General features: G+C 59.1%; 15 protein-coding genes and 2 pseudogenes. 7 read left to right on the forward strand and 10 right to left on the reverse strand.

Annotation, left to right across the window (positions count from 1 at the left end; all coding sequences use genetic code 11):
* Positions 1–76: 76 nt before the first annotated feature.
* The 4 genes from BKA12_RS05000 to BKA12_RS05015 all read right to left on the reverse strand — a co-directional run bounded on the left by BKA12_RS05000 (position 77) and on the right by BKA12_RS05015 (position 2819).
* Complete coding sequence (locus BKA12_RS05000) at positions 77–646, reverse strand: MerR family transcriptional regulator (RefSeq protein ID WP_183644579.1); 570 nt, start codon at positions 644–646, stop codon at positions 77–79.
* Positions 647–881: 235 nt separating this feature from the next.
* Positions 882–1364 carry a bifunctional nuclease family protein gene (locus BKA12_RS05005; protein WP_183641162.1) on the reverse strand — a complete coding sequence of 161 codons (483 nt, stop codon included), beginning with the start codon at positions 1362–1364 and terminating at the stop codon, positions 882–884.
* Positions 1365–1437: 73 nt separating this feature from the next.
* Positions 1438–2202: a transcriptional regulator FtsR gene (ftsR, locus tag BKA12_RS05010; protein WP_183641164.1), complete on the reverse strand. Its 765-nt coding sequence runs from the start codon at positions 2200–2202 to the stop codon at positions 1438–1440.
* Between the two features lie 140 nt (positions 2203–2342).
* Positions 2343–2819, reverse strand: a complete 477-nt coding sequence (locus BKA12_RS05015; RefSeq protein WP_183641166.1) for an FHA domain-containing protein — start codon at positions 2817–2819, stop codon at positions 2343–2345.
* A 347-nt stretch (positions 2820–3166) separates the two neighbouring features.
* On the opposite strand from BKA12_RS05015, the gene BKA12_RS05020 reads away from it, so the two are divergent.
* The 6 genes and pseudogenes from BKA12_RS05020 (at position 3167) to BKA12_RS05040 (ending at position 11070) form a co-directional block, all read left to right on the forward strand.
* Complete coding sequence (locus BKA12_RS05020) at positions 3167–3874, forward strand: hypothetical protein (protein WP_183641168.1); 708 nt, start codon at positions 3167–3169, stop codon at positions 3872–3874.
* 139 nt (positions 3875–4013) lie between these two features.
* A complete protein-coding gene (locus BKA12_RS05025; protein ID WP_183641170.1) occupies positions 4014–5924 on the forward strand; it encodes a heavy metal translocating P-type ATPase in 1911 nt (636 codons plus the stop codon).
* 59 nt (positions 5925–5983) lie between these two features.
* Positions 5984–8077: pseudogene (locus BKA12_RS12740) on the forward strand (MMPL family transporter); the annotation flags it as partial.
* 795 nt (positions 8078–8872) lie between these two features.
* Positions 8873–9493: pseudogene (locus tag BKA12_RS12745) on the forward strand (sensor histidine kinase); the annotation flags it as partial.
* The gene (locus BKA12_RS05035) at positions 9493–10113 is read left to right on the forward strand and encodes a response regulator (RefSeq protein WP_183641174.1); all 621 of its coding nucleotides are present in this window, start codon (positions 9493–9495) and stop codon (positions 10111–10113) included. The pseudogene BKA12_RS12745 and the gene BKA12_RS05035, both read left to right, overlap by 1 nt.
* Positions 10114–11070, forward strand: a complete 957-nt coding sequence (locus tag BKA12_RS05040; protein ID WP_183641176.1) for an arsenic resistance protein — start codon at positions 10114–10116, stop codon at positions 11068–11070. It begins immediately after the preceding gene.
* Here BKA12_RS05040 and BKA12_RS05045 read toward each other — a convergent pair.
* The 5 genes from BKA12_RS05045 to BKA12_RS05065 form a co-directional block, all read right to left on the reverse strand.
* Positions 11060–12316 (reverse strand): Dyp-type peroxidase, encoded by a 1257-nt coding sequence (locus BKA12_RS05045; protein ID WP_183641178.1) that lies wholly within the window; start codon positions 12314–12316, stop codon positions 11060–11062. The genes BKA12_RS05040 and BKA12_RS05045 overlap by 11 nt on opposite strands.
* Entirely contained in the window at positions 12303–12875 is a 573-nt protein-coding gene (locus BKA12_RS12365) for a copper chaperone PCu(A)C (RefSeq protein ID WP_246361604.1), read from the reverse strand. The genes BKA12_RS05045 and BKA12_RS12365 overlap by 14 nt, the downstream gene beginning before the upstream one ends.
* Before the next feature lie 104 nt (positions 12876–12979).
* Positions 12980–13606, reverse strand: coding sequence for a hypothetical protein (locus BKA12_RS05055; protein WP_183641180.1), 627 nt, complete (start codon positions 13604–13606; stop codon positions 12980–12982).
* A gap of 104 nt (positions 13607–13710) precedes the next feature.
* Positions 13711–14601: a dihydrodipicolinate synthase family protein gene (locus BKA12_RS05060; RefSeq protein WP_183641182.1), complete on the reverse strand. Its 891-nt coding sequence runs from the start codon at positions 14599–14601 to the stop codon at positions 13711–13713.
* A gap of 55 nt (positions 14602–14656) precedes the next feature.
* Positions 14657–15874, reverse strand: a complete 1218-nt coding sequence (locus BKA12_RS05065) for an NAD(P)-binding domain-containing protein (RefSeq protein WP_338087434.1) — start codon at positions 15872–15874, stop codon at positions 14657–14659.
* A gap of 101 nt (positions 15875–15975) precedes the next feature.
* On the opposite strand from BKA12_RS05065, the gene BKA12_RS05070 reads away from it, so the two are divergent.
* Positions 15976–16362 carry a DUF1304 domain-containing protein gene (locus BKA12_RS05070; protein WP_183641184.1) on the forward strand — a complete coding sequence of 129 codons (387 nt, stop codon included), beginning with the start codon at positions 15976–15978 and terminating at the stop codon, positions 16360–16362.
* A 16-nt stretch (positions 16363–16378) separates the two neighbouring features.
* On the opposite strand, the gene BKA12_RS05075 is transcribed toward BKA12_RS05070, so the two are convergent.
* Positions 16379–17605 carry a thermonuclease family protein gene (locus tag BKA12_RS05075; RefSeq protein ID WP_183641186.1) on the reverse strand — a complete coding sequence of 409 codons (1227 nt, stop codon included), beginning with the start codon at positions 17603–17605 and terminating at the stop codon, positions 16379–16381.
* Positions 17606–17680: the final 75 nt, after the last annotated feature.

Here is a 17680-nt window from a genome sequence, read left to right on the forward strand (position 1 = left end):
AACCGCCGATCACCTGCGATGTGCAGAGGATCGGCGGTTTTTTGTTAAGTCTTGAATTCGCTCTAGCGCGTTTGACTTAGCTCGCGGACTTCTTCGCCGCGCGGCGCTTCGAGAGTTCGTCTTCTGGGTATTCCTGAATTCCTTCGGCGTCTACGCGCTCGGAAGGAAGCTCAGCAAGGGTACCTTCAACTTCACGCCAGACGCGGCCCACGGCAATGCCGAAAACGCCCTGGCCACCCTGCACGAGGTCGATGACTTCGTTGGCGGACGTGCACTCGTAGACCGAGGCACCATCGCTCATGAGCGTGATCTGCGCAAGATCTTCAACGCCGCGTTCGCGCAAGTGGAAGACAGCGGTACGAATCTGCTGCAGAGATACTCCGGTGTCCAAGAGTCGCTTGACGACCTTGAGCACCAAGATGTCGCGGAAGCTGTACAAGCGCTGCGATCCAGAGCCCTGTGCGTTGCGAACGGTGGGTTCTACCAACCCGGTGCGTGCCCAATAGTCCAGCTGTCGGTACGTGATTCCGGCAGCGCGGCACGCCGTTGGTCCGCGGTAGCCAGCAGTCTCATCCAAGTCAGGAAGGTCGTTATCGAACAACAGGCCTTGGCCGTTGCTCAAGCGCACTGGGACCAATTCAGGCACGGTAGGGCCGTTCTCAGTGCCGCGTGTGCCATCCGTGGGACTCACGTGGACCTCCTTTGTTGGCTCTTCTAAGGCTTCGCCTGAAGCTTTCGTCTAAACATTCACCCAGTCAGGTGTGGTAATGCAATTACTAATAAAGACGGTAAGCTCCTTTGGGCCTTCCGTCAAAGACCTTCGACCTTAACTTGAAGGCGTGTCGCTCACAAAAGTCAGCGGGCACCGAATTTGGCCACATTTACGACGCGAAATCGTCCGGATCGATCGTGTCCAAAAACTCGCGAAATTCCTTGAGTTTCTCTTCATCTTCAATCACGTCGTCACTCACATGCTCTGGGACGATGCCCGTTTCTTCCATGACCTCCTCGTCACAGAACACCGGAATATCTCCACGCAGAGCGAGCGCCAACGCGTCTGAGGTTCTTGAGTCTACGCGCGCACCATTGGTCAGCACGAGAGATGAGTAGAAAACGGCGCCCTCGACGCGCGTGATCTCAACCCGCTCAATGGTCACGCCCGTGGCGGCCAGGGTGGTGATAAAAAGGTCATGGGTCAGCGGGCGCTCGGTTTCAATGCCCTGCTGCGCCATGGCAATCGCAGACGCTTCAGGAGCACCAATCCAGATCGGGATCTGACGCTCGCCGTCAGCCTCTCCCACCAAAACGACAGGTTGAGTAGAGGGCAGTTCCACCCGGACACCGGTGACATTGACGCGAATCATGCTCTAAGTCTGCCGCTTAATGGGGTTCTGTCGCTAGCGACACCGTGCCAGCAGACCAGAACCTTGCGCGAAATCAGTGATCCAGCTCTGAAATGGCAGAATCCACGAGCGACGAGTGGATGGTCAAGAAGGCTTCGCTGATTTCACGAGCCGTTTCCGCAGTGCGTGCGCGTGAGGCGACGTCGCGGCGGCCGGCCAACGGAGTCACAGCGTGCTGCACGAGGGCCACTTCGCGGTCCGCGGACTGGCGGAAGATACCCAAGTGGCGCGGCTCAATTCCGTGCTGCACCAAAGCGACACAGGAACGCGTGATCTTCACCGAATACTCGCTGAAGCGCCCTTCAGGCGTCTCCTTGATCAAGCGGTACTGCAAGAGTGCGTCGACCAGGTCTCCGGTGGCGTTAGTGGCCCCGATCAGTTCTGAGCGTGTCAGATCACGACGGCGCTCGGTTGCTTCTTGAGCGATCGTTTCCGTGACAGATTGCGGGCTGAGCTTCAAGCCGCCTGGAAGCTGCTCGGGCTCTTCGCCACGATCAACTGCATCGAGGTAGTCCTTGATGACGCGCAACGGCAAGTACTGGTCCCGCTGAAGGGCAAGAATGAAACGCAAGCGATCGGCGTCGTTCTTGGTGTATTTGCGGTACCCAGCAGCCGTGCGCTGCGGAATAATCAGACCCTTTTCCTCAAGGAATCGGATCTTGGACGCCGTGATCTGCGGAAAGTCCTCTGCCAGAAGGGAGAGGACTTCACCAATATTCAGTACGGAATTTTTGGACGCGATAGCGCCTTGGGATGCGGCGCTCGCGTGGCGCCCGCGAGCCGCAGCAGAAGAACCCATAGTGGCCATCTCGCCCCCGTTTCTGAACAAAATAAATAACAGCGCTGACTAACAACGCACAAAGGCACACCCCATGCCCTTGGCGTTGCGAAAAAGAAAAGATCTAGCTATGAACCAGCGTAGGAATCGCTGGACTCATTCTAGCCGTTGACGACACCCTGACGTGCGGGACGAGTTCCCACGTAGAACGTCAAACGGAACTTGCCGATCTGCACTTCAGCACCCGTGCGCAATCGTGCCGCATCAACGCGGTCGTGGTTGACGTACGTGCCATTGAGCGAACCGGAATCAACTACTTCGAACTGGCCATTTTCGCGGCGGAACTCTGCGTGACGGCGGGACACCGTGACATCGTCCAAGAAGATGTCAGCAGATGGATGACGACCAGCACTTGTAATGTCCTGGTCCAACAAGAAGCGAGCACCGCGGTTAGGACCAGAGTGCGCAATCAACAACGCCGAACCTTCGGACAAAGCGGCAACGAACTCGCGCTCAGATGGTGAGAGCTGGTAGTCAGCAACCTCTTCTTCCTGATGAAAAGGAGGCAAGGAAATGCTGGTGGTCTCGGAGGCGCTTTCGGGGCTCACGGCCGAGTTGCCGTAAGTCTCTTCGCTCATGATGTGCTGTCCTTTCCCCGCTGCGGGGGCTTGTCCTTGAGATGATTCGGTGGTGCGCTCATGCGGCATCACAGAACGTGGCGTCTTATCACCGGAGGCTTTATTGGCAGGTGGTACAGGCCAACAATCCGTGATGTTTGTTTCCCAGCCCTCCTTGACCTCTGGAGCGGGGTCTTTCGGGACGAGTTTGAGCTCTTTATTGTCCTGCGAATCCATCAACGTATGCTACCTCCTTTACCGGAATGTTACCTAAGAACAGCGCGTCGTGAACACCCTTGTGGAAAGCAATTTTCGATTGCCGTCCAAATATCAATCCGAATTAGAGATCGTTCTGCAAGAATTTGAGTATGACTCAAGGCTCAGCACAGTCCTCAGGCGCATCGACGCCACCAGCTCGCGAACCCCGAACTAACTGGGGAATGCGCATCATTATCGGCATCGTCTTGGTAGTTTTCGCCGCGATAGCCTTCTGGCTGCTGTCGGCGTTCCTACCGATTTGGTGGGCAAACACCATTGCACAGCAAGTCGGTGGAAATCTGGGCGGCGGCGTTTTGCTCGGTTTGATCTACGGCTTCGCTTTCACCTTCGTGCCCTTGTTGGTCCTGTGGCAGATTCGGCACCGTCGCGTATCCTGGGCGTGGAAGGGTGTGCTCACCGTTCTGGCGGTACTGCTCTCTTCGCCTAACCTGCTCACGCTCGGCATCATGGTGGGCAACTCGGAAGCTGCTCACAACGCCCAGCGCATCATCGGCACCAGCGCAACGTGGTTCCCACAGTGGACCATGACCGGCGCCATTATCGCCGGCGTCTTGTTCTTCATCTTCATGATCTGGTCGCTCATGTGGTCCAAGCGTGGCCGCGATATGCGCAAGCTCAAGGAGCAGAAGCACGCCGCCGAGCGAGATCGCGATGAACTCCGCGCTAGCGTAGCCACCCGAGAGGAATCTGCACCCACCACGGCGCTCCCGGAAACGCAGACGCGCCCAGATACGGCCCGTAACAGTGGATCGCCGTCGGCTTCAGATTCCGCGCCTCAGCGCGACATTGAACTCTAGCCTGCTCCCGAAATATGGCTCGAAGCTGGTCCACCTGAGGTGAACGCTTAGTTCGCAGCTCGCCTCAGCGCTTCGTTCACAGAACGAACCCAGCCTCACCTTGCTGGAATACCCCGTCCATCCTTGGTAAACCTGAACCATGGGCGGGGTATTTTCATTTCTCAAGCGGTATCCATTCGTGCTTGCCACAGTGCTGGTAGCGATTTTCGCTGGGATTCTTGCTGTTGGCCCAGCCGCTGAAGTTGTTCCATGGGTCCTAGGGACTTTCGCGCTCTTGATGGCTGGCCGCTCTTTCGTTGGCATGGTGCGGGAGCTTCGGTCGGGCTCCTTCGGAGTAGACCTTCTCGCGATCACGGCCATCTCGGCCGCCGTGGCCGTGGGCGAATACTGGGCGGCTCTCGTGATTGTCCTCATGCTGACCGGTGGCGAAGCGCTTGAAGACTATGCCGCGCATCGCGCTAAGAAAGACCTCACCGCTCTACTCTCAAAATCCCCGCAGTCCGCCTCGCGAATCAACGCGGACGGGAGCGTGTCCGTAGTACCCATCAATGAACTTGCCCCCGGAGACGAAGTCCTGGTTCGCGCTAACGAGGTAGTCCCCGTTGACGGAACACTGACCTCCGCGACAGGCGAGTTCAACGAATCATCGCTCACCGGCGAAAGCTTGCCGGTTGAGTTTGTCCGAGGCGAAGAAGTACTTTCCGGCGTCGTCAACGGTTCTGGCTCCGTCACGTTGATCGCCACGCGCGCCGCAAAAGACAGTCAATACCAACAGATTGCTGCGCTCGTCGAAGAAGCTGCAGCCAGCAAAGCACCGATGGTGCGACTTGCCGACCGATTCGCGGTTCCTTTCACGCTCATCTCTTTGCTCATCGCAGGACTTGCCTGGTGGTTCTCTGGTGATCCGGTGCGCTTCGCCGAAGTCCTGGTGGTTGCCACGCCTTGCCCGCTGATCATCGCTGCGCCGGTGGCATTTATGGCTGGCATGAGTCGCTCCGCCCGAGGCGGCGCGATCGTCAAGAGTTCGGCCACTTTAGAGAAGTTCCACCGCGCCCGCTCGATCGCCTTCGATAAGACCGGCACCCTGACCTATGGTCAGCCGTCGTTGACGGCAGTCCGAACCACGCTGGCACAGTTCGGGGCAGGCATGAGCGAGAATCGTTTGCTGCAATTGGCGGCCTCTGCCGAGCAGACCTCCGCTCACACCCTCGCCGCTGCCGTCACTCGTGGCGCGAAAGATCGTGGCATTTCTTTGATCACGCCCGAGAAGTCAGAGGAGTCGACCGCCAACGGCGTCATTTCCGTCATTGATGGCCATGACGTGTGGGTAGGAAAACGCTCGTTTATCGAAGAAAAAGTTGGAAAACCCCTGACCCGCACGGAGCTGGTCCCCGGTGAGCTCGCCATTTACGTTGCGGTCGATCGTCAACACGCAGGCGCGCTCGTGTTAAAAGACGAGGTGCGGGAAAACTCTGGCTCCACGCTGGAAGTCCTCAAAGACCAAGGTATTGAGCACTTCACGATGCTTACGGGTGATGACCAAGCCACCGCGAAGCATGTGGCCGCCGAACTGGGAATTGACCGAGTTCAAGCGAACTGTCTCCCAGCAGACAAGGTAGCCGCAGTCCACGGCATCAAAGAGCGTCCCGTGATCATGGTGGGCGACGGGGTCAATGACGCCCCCGTTCTTGCCGCAGCGGATGTTGGCGTGGCGATGGGCGCCCGCGGCGCCACAGCGGCCAGTGAGTCTGCGGACGTGGTGATCCTAAGAGACGACATTTCCCGTGTTGCCCACGCGGTGGTCGTGGGCCGCGAGACCGTCAATGTCGCACTGCAGGCCATCGCGGTGGGAATCCTGCTGAGCCTGGTCTTCATGACGATCGCTGCGTTCGGTAATCTCCCGGCAATTGTTGGCGCATGGATGCAAGAAGTCGTGGACGTGGTCGCGATCTTGTGGGCGCTTCGCGCTTCGCGTGGCAAGGAAGTGGTCCCCGAGCTCAAAGCGTCCTCCTGGAAGAGTCCGGCTGTCACTTCTCAACCAAAAGTTTGATCGCAAGAACCACCACCTAGGCGATGTTTGGGACACCGATTTTCGGTGGAATTGAAAGCATGGAAAAACTACGTGCTCTCCCCCGGACACTCTCGTCCAAGCGCGGATCTTGGATCTGGCTAGGAATCGTCCTCATTGTCTTCGTCGCGATGTTCGGCGCCTTTGGCCGCGCCACCGCGCCAGCCCTCAACGCCACCGCGCCGGCGAACTCGGAATCAACGCAAGTCGCTGAACTGCTCAAGCAATTCCCGAACGCTGACCAGCAATCCGTCATTGTGGTCAGTACCGCGAACGACGGCGCCGCGCTCAGTCCCGCTCACTTGTCGGCTATGAAGGGCTTGCTCCCCGCTATCGAAAAGGAAACGGGACTTGCGCCGAGCGGCCCGGTTCCCAGCGAAGACGGCAAGGCTGCGGTCATCATCGCACCGATGACGCTGACCTCTGACAACTCGGAGAATGCCGATCACCTCAAGGCACTGCGCGCGGTGATCGCAGATAAGAAGACCTCCTCATCAGACTTGAACGCCATGCAGCTTCAAGTCACCGGCGGCCCCGCCTTCGGCGCGGACATTGCCGGAGCGTTTGAAGGTGCAGACATCCAGTTGCTCTTGGTCACGATCGCGATCGTCGCCGTGCTGTTGATGCTCACCTACCGCTCCCCCGTTTTGTGGCTCATTCCGCTCATCGTGGTGGCATTCGCTGATCAGCTCGCGGGCAAAGTCACCGCATGGCTCGGTACTCAAGCAAGCTTGCAGTTTGATACCGGAATCATCAGCGTTCTGGTCTTCGGCGCCGGCACCAACTACGCCCTGTTGTTCATCTCTCGGTACCGTGAAGAACTCCCCCGCTTCGCCGACCACCGTCAGGCGCTGGCAGAAGCATGGAAGCGAACGGCACCCGCAATTCTCGCTTCCAACGTCACCGTCGTAATCGCGCTGGCCACCTTGGTCTTTGCGGCAATTCCCGGCACGCGCGGACTGGGCATCGCCTCGGCCGTCGGTCTCCTCATCGCCCTTGCCGCGGTGCTCTTTGCCCTTCCACCAGTCCTGGCGATCTTCGGACGCAAGATCTTCTGGCCATTCATTCCACGCTTCACCGAGTCCACGGTTGAATCCGTAGTCGAGCTCCCTGGCGAACTTCAGGAAGAGAAGCCAAAGGAGTTGGGTAAGCTCTGGCGCTCCATTGCCACCAACGTGGTTCGCCGACCGGTAGTCTGCTTGACGGCAGCACTTGCCCTCTTGGCCATCATGGCGACAGGTCTGATCGGCTCATCCGTAGGCCTGAACCAGATCGAGAAGTTCCGCGTTCAGTCTGAATCTGCCACGGGCCTTCAGGTTCTTTCGGAGCACTTCTCACCCGGCGAAGCGCAGCCGATGATGATCGTTTCCAATTCAGCCCAAGCGAAAGCTGTCGCTGATCGCGCGGCTGAAGTTGGCGGCGTCGTACGCTCCCAGATTGCGGGAGAAACGGAAGACGGAAAGCTCACCAAGATCATGGTCACCAGCGAATACGCCCCGGGCACCCCGGAGAGCTTGGCCCAGGTGAATGACCTGCGCAACGCTGTTCATGATGTTCCGGAGGCGAACGCGCTAGTTGGTGGAGCCGTGGCGACGGACGCCGATGCTCGCACGGGTAACATTGCAGACTTCCTCTTGGTAGCGCCCCTTGTCCTCGGTGTCAGCTTCTTGGTCCTGCTCATCCTCTTGCGGTCGCTCGTGGCTCCGGTCTTGTTGTTGGCAGCAAACATCGTCAGCGCAACGGCAGCAATTGGAGCCGGCGCATGGTTGAGCCGCTCGCTCTTCAACCAGCCCGCTTTGGATCTGCAGGTTCCGCTGTTGGCCTTCTTGTTCTTGGTTGCCCTCGGCATCGACTACACGATCTTCTTGGTGCACCGCGCTAAGACGGAGGCCGCTACCCACGGAACCCGAGAAGGCATGGTTCGTGCCGTGGCGAGCACGGGCGGCGTCATTACGAGCGCCGGAATCGTGTTGGCAGGCGTCTTCGCAGCCCTCGGTATCCTGCCGCTCGTGACGCTTGGACAGTTGGGCCTCATCGTGGGCATCGGCGTAGTGGTGGACACCCTCGTGGTCCGCACCGTCTTGGTGCCCGCCATCTTCAGCCTGCTTGGTGACAAGATCTGGTGGCCAGGCAAGGTGCCGGCACAGGCAGTCGACGCTGAGGAAGCATCCGCTCCATTAGGCTCAAATGCAAACCTGACCGCAGCTCGCAGCGCTCACCCCGCCGCAGCAAACGAATGGATACGCAGTCCCATGACGAGTCCGCGCGAACCAGTGAGTTCATTGACCGCTAAGAATGCGCATACTGCTGTCACCAGCACCGTGACGCCGTCCGCGCCCTCCTCCCAGGGCCGGGCGGTGTCCGCCATGCAGTGGGGTCAGCACGTCATCGCAGTGGTGCTCTCATCCGTTGCCGCGATCCGCGCCGTCACCGATGGCACGCATCCGGGGCTGGCCATCGGCGCAGCCGTCGCCTTGCTCGCGTGGTACGCCGTGGGTATTTTGAACACCCGATTCCGTCAGGACCGCAAAGCCTCTCAAATCTGGTTGCTGGTCTTTACCGCGATCTGGGCCGGCGGCGTAGTGGTGTCAGCTGAGTTCATTTGGCTGGCCTTCTTGTTGTGGTTGTTGGCTGGGCATTTGTTCCGGTGGCGTTCGTCCATTTGGTACGCGTTGGTGGTCTTTGCCGTGGTGGTCCTGGCGCCCGTCATGCACCACGGCACCACGAGCTACGCGAATGTCCTGGGCCCTCTGATTGGCGGCATCTTTGCACTCGCTATTTCGCGCGGATACCTCGAGCTCCTCAAGGACGCCCGCGAGCGCGAAGCGTTGGTAGCTGCCCTGCAGCGCACGCATCATGAGCTATTGGATGTTCAAGACGAGTTGGCTCTCTCGCAGCACCATGCTGGCGCGATTGCCGAACGTACCCGCATTTCGCGCGACATCCATGACACTGTGGCGCAGTCGTTGACCTCTATCCGCATGCTGGCGTTGGCGCAGGGCACGAAGCTCGCGGACGCCGATGGTGCCTCTGCAGAAGCTCGGGCGACGCTCCAGCAGATCGAGACGATTTCACGCGAGAGCATCGCTGACGTGCGACGTATCGTGGCAGCGCTGGCTCCGGCCGAGCTCGAACACAACGCGCTCGGTGAAGCGCTCGAGCGCATTGTGTCGCGATTCCGCGAGGAGACCGGCCTCCGCGCCGATCTCACCATCGACGCAACGCTCCCCGCTCTTTCTACGGAATACGACGTCGCGCTCTTGCGTGTCGCCCAATCAGCCCTCGCGAATGTGAGGCTCCATGCGAAGGCGAGCCGCGTCGTCGTCAGCTTGCTTGATTCTGATGACAGCGTGCGCCTCGATATTCTTGACGATGGTCAGGGAATGGACGTTTCGTCGGTGAATAATGCGCCGAGAGATGCCGATTCCAGTTTTGGTTTGGGATTTATTCGCGCCCGTTTGCGCGAGTTGAGTGGCGGTTTGGACCTCGAGAGTACACCCGGCGAGGGCACTGTCCTGAGCGCCCATTTGCCGTTGCGGAGGGAGTTTTAATGTCCGCGAAAGTCATGTTGGTCGATGACCACCCGGTGGTGCGCACGGGATTGCGCGCCGTGATTGAGTCGCACGAATCCGTGATCGTGGTGGGAGAAGCCAGCACGGGCGAGGAAGCGATTGAACTCGCGCGCGAGGTCCTTCCGGACGTCGTGCTTTGCGACCTGCGCTTGGGGGAGGGTATTGACGGAATTACGACGACGGCCGCCTTGCGTGCGCTGCCTCATCCCCCGGCCGTGCTCATCCTGACGACGTTCGATCGTGATGCCGAGGTGCTCGGTGCCATCGAGGCCGGTGCCGCCGGGTACCTTCTCAAGGATGTGCCGCCGGAGACGATCATCCGGGCTATCGAGGTCGCAGCACGCGGCGAGGTCTATATGCCGCCGGAACTTGCGAGCCGCGTCATGCGTGGACTGCGGTCGCCGTTGCCGAAGCTTACCGATCGCGAGCTCGAGGTGCTGCGGCATCTGGAGCAAGGCAAGTCCAACCGCGATATCGCGAAGGCGCTCTTCGTATCCGAAGCCACGGTGAAGAGCCACTTGGTGCACATCTTCACGAAGCTCGATGTGGACAGCCGTGCCCGCGCCATCCGCGTCGCCCACGACACCGGCCTACTCTAGGTGTCCGAATCCCTGAAAGACCGCCTCGAGGCGCACCATGTGTGGGTGTATCTCCTCGGGGCGGCTTGCGGAGTGGGATTGTCACTCCTGTTCCCCGGGTTCTCTGCCGTGGCGGACTTCCTGGTGTGGCCACTTCTCGCAGTGCTCTTGCTGGCGACCTTCGCGCAGACCCCGCTCGAACGAATCCCCGAAGCGTTCACGCACCGGAAGTTCTTAGCAACAGCACTGCTCGCGAATTTCGTCCTGGTGCCCGCATTCGTCTGGATACTGCTGCGGTTGATGCCCGCCGATCCGGCGATTCGATTAGGCCTCGCATTGGTTCTGGTGGTGCCCTGCACCGACTGGTTCCTGACGTTCACCCAATTGGGCAAAGGGAACATGCCGCTTGCCCTCTCCCTCACGCCGGTGAATCTTGTGGTGCAGCTGCTCCTGCTGCCGCTCTACGTTCCACTCCTCGTTGGAGAGGACCTGCCGCCGCTAGATCTGTCCGTCATTCTTCCCGCGGTCTTGGTACTTCTGATACCGCTGGCCGCATCAGTCCTTGCAGAATTCACCCTCTTCAAGACACCCGCTGGTGCGTCCGTCCGAGAAGGACTCAGCTGGCTGCCCGTCCCGCTACTTGCTGTGGTCTTAGCTTGTGTCACGGGCGCGAATGCGTCACGGTTGCCCCTCGCGGCAAGTGCCGCGCCCTCTGTGGTGGTGGCAACCGTGACGTTCGCTCTCTTCGCCGTCGTGGCGGGTGTGGCGCTGACGAAAACGCTGCGTTTGCAGGCTTCTCACGGGCGCACGTTGACCTTCACGCTCATGAGTAGGAACTCCTTTGTGGTGCTACCGATCGCACTCGCACTCCCGGCAGGCTGGGAGCTGACGAGTTTGACGATCGTGACGCAGTCCTTTGTAGAGCTCTTCGCGCTAGCGCTCGCCGTTCACCTCATTCCACGCTTCATCAAGGCGTAGCACCGGACGTAGAGTCTTCGGCGAATAGCGTCTCCCCTACGAAGCCACCCTCCTGACAGCCCGGAAGAATCGCGAAGACTGCGGACCCTACAGGCGCGGTCCACTGATTCAGCAGATCCAGCTCATCCAGTCGCCGTTGAATCGGCACATATTGCCGGTCCACATCCGCTTGGAAAGAAACGAAGATCAAGCCTGCGTCAGAGATCTGCGAACCGGTGGCGGCGTCGTCGTAGTTGTAACCGCGACGCAGGATCCGCTCACCTGGATCCGAACTGCGCGACCGGGCCACATGCGAAAATTCCGGAATGATTTTCAGGCCGCCCGCTGTTGTCGCGTCGAAGTCCGGCGCATCAAACTCCGCCTCGGGTGCCTCCGGTGAACTCGTTAGCGGCGCCCCGTTGGAGAGGTACCGCCCCACGGATTGTTCGCGGCCGTGCCGGTCCAGTTCGTCCCACGTGTCCAGATTCATCTGAATTTTGCGTACGACGACGCTGGTTCCGCCCCGTAGCCAACCTTGCGGTTCCCATATGAGTGAGTCAAAATTCGGGTCACTCGGTTGCGGGTTGCTAGTGCCGTCCACTTGTCCGAAGAGATTGCGCATAGTGGTCCCGGACGCGTGCGATCCGTATGCCTGCCGGAATCCGCGGTGAGACCATTTGATGGTTGCGAAACTTCTCGCATCCTTGAGCAACATGCGCGCGGCGTGGGAAAGCGTCACAGGGTCATCTGAGCAAATCTGGATGAAGACGTCGCCGCCGGAAAGATCCTCATCAAGCTTGTCGATGCTGAACTTCGGTAGCGGCTTGAGCCAGGTCGGCACCTGTTGGCCCGCCAGTTCCACTGCTTTGGACCCCACACCGAACGTCACCGTGAGATTCGCCGGTGTCGTCGCCAGCTCCGGTTCGGAGTCCGCAAGAGCGCTGCGGCCTTGCGTCAAGGTGGCGGCGTCGCCGGAGAGCACTTTGAACATGCGCCGCACGGAGTCCTTATCCGCGTCTGGAAGCAAATTCAGTCCAATGAAGAGCGCGTGCGCCGGTGCCGCGATGGTGATCCCCGCTTGATGTTCTCCGTAGAACGGGACTGTCCCAGCCCCATTCAGCTCCGGCTGCGTCGCAACGGCCTCAGCTGTCGAAACGAGTTGGTGAATTCCTAGCGCTGCGACGGCGCCGAGGCCGGCAGCTCCTCCTCCCACAAGGAGCTGACGGCGCGACGTTCCACGACGAATGGGGGTGTTACTTGGTGCCATGGGAGTACGACTCGTTCGCACCGGCAAAGTCCTTGACCGGGGCCGTGAACTCGAACGTTGACGCATCAGCAAATTCAAGGGTGACGGTGACGTCATCGCCTGGCTTGAGCGCCGTCTTCACGCCCATGAACATCAAGTGATTCGCGCCTGGCTCCAGGGTCAACGTGCCATGGGCAGGGATGGTGAAACCGCCTTTGACTTCGCTCATCATCATGGCGCCGTTGGAGTCGGGCTTGGTTTCGTGAAGTTGCACTTCTCCGGCCGCGCTCGAGCGAGCGGCGACAACCTGTATTGGCTGATCGCTCGAATTCTCGATCTCGCCGAAGGCCGCAGTCATGCCACTGCTTGCCGCCTTCACCCACGCGTTGTGAATGACAAGAGCGGCCGTCTTGTCCGCTGCGGCAACAGTCGTAGATGCCGTAGATGGTGAGGCCTGCTCACTCGACGCAGCTCCACATGCCGTCAACGCGAACGCAGCTGCCGTCGCCAATCCCAACACTCGAACGAGTCGCGAAGGACGGGAAACAGTGGTGCCTGAATTGATATTGAAGTACTGCAAGGTAATGCCTTTCGCAAAGTTTTTGGCGCACCAAAGAGAGAAATGTATGTGGTGCGTTTTAGCCAGAAGAAGATGTGACTAAATGGAAATAACGTGTACGGAAATTAAGCCGCGAGTGCGAAAGGTGGGCCGCGGCGTCGTACTGCATGAAAAACGTCTTGAGACGTCAGCGGGTGTTCTGCAAACTTCGAGTGTGCGCGGGGAATCGTAGGAACTGGAGTTACCACTAGCACTACGAGCCAGCGGAGGTCCGCCAGCAAATCGCGCAGGCCAAGAGCAAGACGCTTGACGTGCATCGCCAGCTGAGCACCGCAGTGAAGGTACGCCACGGTGATTATTCCCGCAATGACGTGCCACAACCACATGACCGCGCCAGCGTGAAGCAAATTGACCGAGCCCTCCGGAAGGCCTGGATAATAGGCCGCGTGGTGCGCGTGCTGTTCCAGCAATGCTGCGCGAACAGCCGAAGCAGGAGGCAAAGGCGTACCCAGCACAAACAGACTGTGGAAGAGACCTTGACTTACTGCAACCGCAAGGGACAGCCGGAAAAGAGATAGTTTCTTGACAGTTAATGCCAAACAGAAGGGCAGAGAAATGACCAGCGGAATAATGATGCCCGCAGGCCCCGGCAAGTCACCGCCGCCAAGAATGTGAGAAACGAGCGCTACAAATGTCGCTCCGAAGGCAGTGACGAACCCACGAAACACTCGAGGGGACGTCGCTGATTGCACACGAATATTATTCCAAAGAAATTCCCACTACCGAAATTGCGAATTGTTACATGTCGAACCGTGAGTGACGCGTCCATCCTTCGGCGTCGAGGCACACGGATCGCCTACAGCAAACCGAGTTTCTGCATGGCGCGGCGAACGGCTTCCCGGTCATCGCCTTGCAACCCACGGATGGGCAACGGCAAGCATGGCGAGGACACCAGGTCTAGCTCTTCAGCAATCGCTGCGATGACGCGCAGGCTGCCGAAGCGCGCGTTGAGATCCCACAGCGGCTGAAGCTGTTGCGACGCCTTGACGGCACCTTCAACATCCCCTTGCGCAGCGGCGCGCACGATAGGCACGGCGAGGTCCGGCAGCGTAGCGGCCATAGAGGAATACCAGGCATCGCAGCCCGCGTTCAGGCCAGTTGCTGCGAACATGTCGCCCGAGACACCGAGCGTCACGTCTTCTGGCAAGATGCTCCGCAAGTGGTCGATTCGTGCCTTGGCTTGAGCGGCGTCTTCCGGGACTCCCGGAATTTTGAAGGATCCGACATTCTTGAGCGCCGCGATAGATGCATAAAGCTCATCGGTGAAAGTGAAGTGCGTGGTGGTCGGGTTGTCATACACAATGACCGGCACGGAGACCGCGGCGTTCACATCGGAGAACAGCCCGAAGACATCGTCATTTGTAAGAACTTGGTAGGAGACGGGAGCCAGCAGCAACGCGTTCGCGCCAGCTGCCTGCGCGGACTCAGCGTTCTTCAATACGTCCTTGGTCCGCAACGCTCCGATTCCCACGATGAGAGGCTTCTCACCCACATTCTGAGCGGCAATTTGCGCCACCTCAGCGCGTTCGTCGGGGTTCAAATACGTGTAGGAACCGGTGGATCCCAAGACAGCGATCGAATCGACTCCGGATGCAGCTGCTCGGTTCACGAGCCCAGCGAAAGCTGCCTTATCAACACCGTGACCGTCGAAGGGCGTTAAGGAGAAAGCACTTAGTCCAGTGAGCATTCGGGATCCTTCCAGAGTTTCCATGTTAGTAGTACAACACAGTACGACGCCGCAGCTAGGGTCGTGCGGTTCGGTCTAGGGAGCGCTCGGGTGACGGAGCGGAGTCTTGAGTCGCCGGCTGGACCGAGTTGCGGTGCTTGAGTTCCCGAACGACCGTGGCGACCGCCGCGCGGCCGGCCCGGTTAGCACCGACGGTCGAGGAGGACGGGCCGAAGCCAATCAGGTGAATGAGTGGCTCGCTCACGGGGTGAGTGCCCTCAAGGTGAATCCCGCCGCGTTCATTCGTCAGTTGGAGTGGTTCCAGATGTTTGATGGAAGGTTTGAAACCGGTGGCCCAAATAATCGCGTCAACGCTCGTGAACGTCCCGTCCGCTTCGCGCACGCCAGAGGGTTCAATCGCCACGAACATAGGACGCCAATTGAGTGCGCCATTGGCCTGCGCTTGTTTTGCGTAGCGGTTTTGGAGCGAGAGTCCTGTGTATGAAACAACGCTTCCGGTGGGTTTTCCTTGCTCGACATCCGCCACAACTTTCGCGATGGTCTCGCGGCCTGCGAATTCTGACTCAAATTTTCCCGTGCGGAAGTTAGGTGGCCTACGGACGTACCAGAGCGTCGTCGTCATCTCTGAAACCTCCGCAAGATGTTCAACCGCTGAAATTCCTGCCCCGACGATGGCAACGCGTTTGCCGCGGAAGTGCTCGGCTGAGACGTACTCGCGGGTGTGGAACTGTTCGCCGGTGAACGATTCGGCTCCCGGGACGGAGGGACGAATGGGGTTATCCCACGTTCCCGTGGCGTTGATGATGGCCTGCGTGCGCCAAGTGCCATGTGAGGTTTCCACGATGAATTCGGCCTCTGGTGAGTCCCCTTCACGAGTGACGTTCAGGACCTTCACCGGCCGCTCGATCGGTAGCTGGAATTCCTTTTCGAAAGCTTCAAAGTAAGCAGGAACGGCTTGGTTGCTCGGGGTCTGCGGATCCACCGGTGGTTTGGGGTATCCGGGGAGATCGAAAATTCCGTTCACGGTGTCCATGAGAAGTGAGTCCCACCGGTGCTGCCACGCTCCGCCTGGTCGTGAGCCGGCATCGAACATGACGAATTTTCGCTCCGAATGCTGAACCGCGTTATTCAGGATCGCATTCGTCTGAGGCACAAGCGCGCTGACGAAGCCACGCTTCTTGAGGTGATAGCCCGCCGAAAGTCCAGCTTGGCCAGCGCCAATAACAATGACCGTGGCAAAGCGGACAGGTTCATTCGACGATTGAGACTCCACGAGTCGAGGTTATGTCATCGGGAATGAAATTGAGTGGTGCGGCGCTTTTGAGTGCGTGGCATAGTAATCCCAAACGCTCGCCTCCGATTAAAGGAAAACCCATGACCGTTGTTGCGTTTATTCTCGTGGCCATCGCCGCACTCTTGCACGTCTATATCTTCACGATGGAATCGGTGACGTGGACGCAACCAAAGACCCGGAAAACTTTTGGACTCACGGAAACCCAAGCCGAAGCCACGAAAGAAATGGCGTTCAACCAGGGCTTCTACAACTTGTTCCTAGCCATCGTTGCAGGCGCAGGCGTGGTGTTTTACATGGTGGGCAAGACCGACGTGGGCATTGCCCTCATCTTTGCCGGTGCGGGATCGATGCTTGCCGCGGCTCTCGTGCTGGTGTTGTCCAGCCCAGACAAAGCCGCGGCAGCCATCAAGCAGGGAACCATCCCTCTCTTGGGATTGGTAGCCCTGACGATCTCCCTGTTGGTCTAAAGACCGTCACGCGTGCTTACGGGCAAGGCTTCCATGTTTGTCCGCCTGGCGCGTAGCAACGAGGTCCCGTGTAACCCGGGTACGGGTTGCTGCTGGACTTCTTCGGCTTCTGCTGCTGTTGCTGGCGCGCCTTTCGCTGCGCCTCTGCACGAGCCGCTGCCTTTCGGTTTGCCTCGGCAACAGCCGCCTTACGAGCAGCTTCCGCCTTCGCGGCCTTACGGGCGGCTTCAGCTTGAGCCGACTTGCGGGCTGCCTCAGCCTTAGCCGCCTTACGGGTTGCCTCAGCCTGAGCGGACTTTCGTTCTGCCTCCGCCTGAGCTGCTTTTCGATTGGCTTCCGCTTGTTCTGCCTTCCGGCTAGCCTCAGCTGCTGCTGCCTTGCGCTCAGCCTCATCCTTCATGGCTTGCTCAGCCGATTTAAGTTGCGTCAGCTTCGCATCCAAATTGACACGCTTCTCACGGGCCTGTTCAAGTGCCTTCTCAAGGTTCTTGGAGTCTGTCCCCTTGAGCGCTTGGTGCACCCAATACAACGGACCATTCTTGGCATCGATGTTCGGAACGACCTTGCCAATGAGTCCTAGCAACTTATTGCCGCTCGCGATAGCCGCATTTAAGGACGCGAGTGCGGCAATGGTGCCTGCGATGTCCGCTGGATCCACCGGCGGCTCCGTCAAAGGTGCCAGCGGGCCTGCAAGCTGACCTGGCAAGGTGCACTCAATTGCAGGGTTGAAGAGCCCCTGTAATTGATCCTTCGCCTTGTTTTGTGCGTCCAAGACCTGCTGGTAGAACCGCTTGTTGGGCTCGAAAAGAACGGCCACACCCAAACCCATCGCGGCGATATCAGCGTTGACAAGCGAGTTCGATTCGTAAACTCCGGCGAGCGTTCGGCCGTAGCGATCAAGGCGCTCGATGTCATATTCGAGGCCAATCTCATCGCCTGGCTCGAGACGGCTCTCCAAGTACGCAGTCGCTTCAGGACCCAAGCACTGAATCGGCTCGTTTGGATGCTTAGTCTCTGGAGTATCGATGTTGAGCAGACGGATGGTCTTCTCTTCACCGTTCACCGTTGCGGCGATCGTGTCGCCGTCGATCACGCGAACAACTACGCCAGTATCGGCATAGTTTTGCTGATTGTTGTTTGCAGATTTCTGTTCTCCTGCAAGTGCTGCCGCAGACGCGGTCTGCGTTTCTGCAGACGCGGACCCTCCTGAACAACCGGTCAATACCAGAGAACCGATTGCCATAGCGGCAAGAATCTTCGCACCAAATGATACAGAAGTTGATCCCACATTTCCCCCATTTTTGTTTTTCACACGACT

Origin of the sequence: Neomicrococcus lactis (assembly GCF_014200305.1) — a bacterium.
GTDB classification, from domain to species: Bacteria; Actinomycetota; Actinomycetes; order Actinomycetales; family Micrococcaceae; genus Neomicrococcus; species Neomicrococcus lactis.

Bases quoted from the DNA above. Each gene is read 5' to 3' on its own strand.
- BKA12_RS05070 (WP_183641184.1), top strand. From the start codon at position 15,976: ATGACCGTTGTTGCGTTTATTCTCGTGGCCATCGCCGCACTCTTGCAC.
- BKA12_RS05020 (WP_183641168.1), top strand. From the start codon at position 3,167: ATGACTCAAGGCTCAGCACAGTCCTCAGGCGCATCGACGCCACCAGCT.
- BKA12_RS05075 (WP_183641186.1), bottom strand. From the start codon at position 17,605: ATGGCAATCGGTTCTCTGGTATTGACCGGTTGTTCAGGAGGGTCCGCG.
- BKA12_RS05035 (WP_183641174.1), top strand. From the start codon at position 9,493: ATGTCCGCGAAAGTCATGTTGGTCGATGACCACCCGGTGGTGCGCACG.
- BKA12_RS05060 (WP_183641182.1), bottom strand. From the start codon at position 14,601: ATGCTCACTGGACTAAGTGCTTTCTCCTTAACGCCCTTCGACGGTCAC.
- ftsR (WP_183641164.1), bottom strand. From the start codon at position 2,202: ATGGGTTCTTCTGCTGCGGCTCGCGGGCGCCACGCGAGCGCCGCATCC.
- BKA12_RS05045 (WP_183641178.1), bottom strand. From the start codon at position 12,316: ATGGCACCAAGTAACACCCCCATTCGTCGTGGAACGTCGCGCCGTCAG.
- BKA12_RS05025 (WP_183641170.1), top strand. From the start codon at position 4,014: ATGGGCGGGGTATTTTCATTTCTCAAGCGGTATCCATTCGTGCTTGCC.
- BKA12_RS05005 (WP_183641162.1), bottom strand. From the start codon at position 1,364: ATGATTCGCGTCAATGTCACCGGTGTCCGGGTGGAACTGCCCTCTACT.
- BKA12_RS05015 (WP_183641166.1), bottom strand. From the start codon at position 2,819: ATGAGCGAAGAGACTTACGGCAACTCGGCCGTGAGCCCCGAAAGCGCC.